Origin of the sequence: Synechococcus sp. R6-10 (assembly GCF_047461815.1) — a bacterium.
Lineage (GTDB): Bacteria > Cyanobacteriota > Cyanobacteriia > Thermostichales > Thermostichaceae > Thermostichus.
The window spans coordinates 1-3,802 of sequence record NZ_JANSHW010000129.1 but is presented as its reverse complement, the minus strand read 5'-3'; the positions used below and the strand labels follow the sequence as shown (position 1 = coordinate 3,802).

The following is a 3,802-nucleotide window of genomic DNA, read 5'->3' as shown; positions in this document are numbered from 1 at the left end:
GGTTGCTCCAACTCCTGCTCCCCCTGCAGCACCCCCAACCCAACCCCCTACCCCCGGCTTTCTGGAGCGGTTGCGCGAGGAGCGAGAACGCTTGGGGAAAGACTAGGCGCAAAAAAGGGATCCCCAAGGATCCCTTCGCAAACAGAGACATAGGGCTAGTCTTCGATGGGATCCCCCGTCAAGGGATCCCAGAACAGGTAGAGTCAGGCGGCAGCCAGCCGGGCATTGGCGGCATCCCAGTTCACCAAGTGCTCCAGGTAGGCATTGATGAAGTCAGGCCGCCGGTTTTGGTAATCCAGGTAGTAGGCGTGCTCCCACACATCCAAAGTGAGCAGGGGCGTTTGGCCGTAAACCAGGGGGTTTTCGGCATTGGGGGTTTTGGTGACCTTCAGGGTGCCATCCTCCAGCACCAGCCAGGCCCAACCGCTGCCAAATTGGGTGGCGGCTGCCGTCTTGAAGGCTTCTGCAAACTTGTCATAGCCGCCAAAGTCGGCGTTGATCTTGTCGGCAATAGGCCCGGTAGGCGCACCTCCCCCGCCTGGCTTCATGGATTCCCAGAAAAAGGTGTGATTCCAAACTTGGGCAGCATTGTTGAAGATACCCGCTTTGCTGGGATCCCCAAAGGTGGCTTTGATGATCTCCTCCAGAGACTTGTTGGCCAGATCGGTGCCCTCGATGAGCTTGTTCAGGTTGGCTACGTAGGCTGCGTGGTGCTTGCCGTGGTGGTAGGAGAAGGTTTCTGCCGACATGTAGGGCTTGAGCGCGTCAGCAGGATAGGGCAGAGCCGGGAGTTCAAAAGCCATAATCGTCTGTCCTCTGTGTCTTGTGCAAGGAATGCAAGAAAGAACGCGGCGAAGGGTCAGGATAACCAGAAAAAGGCGTTACCTTTCTTTGCAGTTTTAGTGTAACTCAGAATCAGTACGCGCTGGGATCCCTTGGACACCTCGATTCCGGTTGGAACCCTGCTCGACCCCAGAGAGGTGGAATCGCGGCTGTCTCAGCGCAATTGCCGATAACCACTTGTTGGCCAGCGGTTGGAAAAGCGAGATGTCCCAGCTACAGAGGGCTAACGGGATCCCTCCCGCAACAGCTCGATCAGCAGGGGAGCGACATCCCTGAGCAGGGGGATCAAAACAGCCGTGATGGCGGCAATGGTAACCACATTGCGGGTGAAGTTGAGGGTATCGCGGCTGAGCTGGAAAAACCGCTCGTCCCAGCGTTTGACCTCGGCCTCCAGACGTTCTTCGGCGCCAGCAATGCGTTCCTCGGCTTTGGCAATGCGTTCCTCGGCTTTGGCAATGCGTTCCTCGGCTCTGGCAATGCGCTCCTCGGTGCCGGCAATGGTTTGCATCAGCTCTTGGTTTTGCCGGGCCAGTTGGGCGATGGCCTGAGCGTTGGCCTCGACAGTGCGCTCGATGCGCGCCAGCCGCTCCTCGCTGTAGGTCATGGTCGGGGAGGGGGAAATTGATGCGGGCTGGGGAAGTCCTGAGGTGGGATCCCTTGCAGAGCCTCAGTCATAAAGCGCTTCCAGGTGGGGGCAACAAAGGCCCCGCCGGCGGTGCCGGGCAGCATGGGGGAGTTGTTGTCGTTGCCGATCCAAATGGCGGTAGACAGTTGCGGCACATAGCCGATGAACCAAGCGTCGCGGAAATCAGAGGTGGTGCCGGTTTTGCCGGCTACAGGTCGCCCATCGTCCAGACGAGCTGCCCTCCCGGTGCCTTGGGTCACTACCCCTTTGAGGATTTGGTTGAGCGTAGCCACCGCCCAGGGATCCAAAACCCGCTGCGGCTGAGGCCTGGCCTCGAAGAGGATTTGGCCGTTGCGATCCACCACCTGGGCCAAGAGGGTCGGCTCCACCCGATATCCGCCATTGGCAAAGACCGCATAGCTGGCCGCCATCTCCAGGGGGCTGACGCTGGCCGAGCCCAGAGCTGTAGCCAAGTTGGGAAACATCTCGGCAGTAATACCCGTGGCCTGAGCCGCTGCGATGACGTTGCGGATCCCAACATCATCGGCCAACTTGACCGTGGGCACGTTGCGGGAGAGCTCCAAAGCCCGAGCAAAGGTGAGGGAGCCATAGAAGGTGTTGTCGTAGTTTTTCGGGCTGTAGGGTGGCGAGCCGGGATAGGTGACGGGGGTATCTTCCAAGATGCTGCCGGGTGAATAGCGCCCGCTGGCCAGAGCCGCGTAGTACACATAGGGCTTAAAGGTGGATCCCGTTTGGCGAAACGCCTGGGTGGCGCGGTTAAATTGGCCCCGCTGAGCGTTGATCCCGCCCACAATGGCTTTCACATAGCCGGTACGGGGATCCACTGCCGCCAAAGCCATTTGATCGGCACGACGAGCTGCCCCAATGCGGGGGCCATCTTCATTGACAATGCGCTGGGCAAGGCGCTGCAGACGCAGATCGATGGTGGACTGAACCCGCAGACCTCCTTGCATTAGAGCTTGTTCCCCATAGCGGCGCCGCAGCTCCGCCTCAATGGCGTCGGTAACTGCTGGGGCGTTACTTTGAAAGGAGGTAATGCGGCCTAAGGTCAGCTTTTGCTCCCGCGCCGCCTGGGCTTCCTCGGGGGTAATCCACTTCAGCTCCACCAGACGATCCAGCACCAGGTGTTGCCGCCGTTTGGCTCCCTCCAGGTTGCGAAAGGGGCTGAGGGTTTCCGGGGCCGGCAGGATCCCAGCCAACATCGCCGCTTCAGCCAAGTTCAGTTCAGACGCATCCTTGTTGAAGTAGCTGCGGGCCGCCGCCTGGATGCCGTAGAGATTGTGCCCCCAGTACACCTGGTTGAGGTACATCTCCAGGATCTCGTCTTTGCTGAAGACCTGTTCTAGGCGCACCGCCAACACGATCTCGGCGACTTTACGGCTGAGGGTACGCTCCGGCCTCAAAAACAGGTTCTTGACCAACTGCATTGTCAGGGTGGATCCCCCCCCCGCCGAGCCTATACCCCCCTCCACACTGCCTAGGATCGCCCGGCCCAAGCTGACCGGATTAATGCCTGGATGGGTGTAGAAGTGGCTGTCTTCAATGGCCAGCAAGGCCTTTTTCATCTCCGGCGAGACCTGTTCAAGGGAGATCACTTCCCGGTTGGCCTCCCCGTGTAGGCTGGCAATGGGCTCGCCCCGAATATCGACAATGTGGGTGGTGGCAATGGGCACGTAATCCCGCAATTGATGCACGTCCGGCAAGTTGCGAAAGCTGATGGCCAGCCCCACCAATCCGGCAGCCGTTGCCGTGGATCCCAAGAGCAGGGATCCCAGCAACAGATTGCCCACCACACCGGCAACCTGGGCAATCCGGGAGGGGCGGGTGGGTGGGGTATAGTCGGCATGCTCGTCAAACCCCGATCCGGAAAAAGGGGAATTGGAGACACGCTCCAACCCCGGCTTTCTCGCCCGGCGGGCCAATGGTCTGCGACCGTAGGTCACGTCAAAAACCCTGTCACGTCCGTGTTGCAAAGCAACAACAAGCCAGACCCATTATAGGGCGGCGTCTATTGGGGCAGCAGGATGGCCAACCCTGCCCATCGACAACTCCAACCGGGCTAGGGGGAGAAGATCTTGAGTTGAGAATCGAGCATCTTTTGCGTGGGCTTAAAATTGCTCATGGGTTCAGCCGGAGGATCAGGCTTTGAGTTTATCGTCAGCCTCAGTTTCGCCAGCGTACCGGGATCCGTTGATAGCCCAAATTGTTGAGCGGGGGGTGGCCGAGATCTTTCCAGGAGGAGCTGCTGCCCTGGCGGAGCGCTTGGCGCAAGCGGATCGTCCCTTGCGGGTGAAGCTGGGCATCGATCCCACC

3 protein-coding genes and 1 pseudogene are annotated in these 3,802 nt (G+C 59.7%); 1 reads left to right on the top strand and 3 read right to left on the bottom strand.

Annotation, left to right across the window (positions count from 1 at the left end; all coding sequences use genetic code 11):
• Nucleotides 1–203: 203 nt before the first annotated feature.
• From NW837_RS04235 to NW837_RS04225, 3 genes are all read right to left on the bottom strand, one after another.
• Entirely contained in the window at nt 204–803 is a 600-nt protein-coding gene (locus tag NW837_RS04235) for a superoxide dismutase (protein ID WP_414329402.1), read from the bottom strand.
• A gap of 263 nt (nt 804–1,066) precedes the next feature.
• Complete coding sequence (locus NW837_RS04230) at nt 1,067–1,447, bottom strand: hypothetical protein (RefSeq protein WP_414329401.1); 381 nt, start codon at nt 1,445–1,447, stop codon at nt 1,067–1,069.
• The gene (locus NW837_RS04225; RefSeq protein ID WP_414329400.1) at nt 1,444–3,432 is read right to left on the bottom strand and encodes a transglycosylase domain-containing protein; all 1,989 of its coding nucleotides are present in this window, start codon (nt 3,430–3,432) and stop codon (nt 1,444–1,446) included. The genes NW837_RS04230 and NW837_RS04225 overlap by 4 nt, the downstream gene beginning before the upstream one ends.
• Nucleotides 3,433–3,634: 202 nt before the next feature.
• On the opposite strand from NW837_RS04225, the pseudogene NW837_RS04220 reads away from it, so the two are divergent.
• Nucleotides 3,635–3,802: pseudogene (locus tag NW837_RS04220) on the top strand (tyrosine--tRNA ligase); the annotation flags it as partial.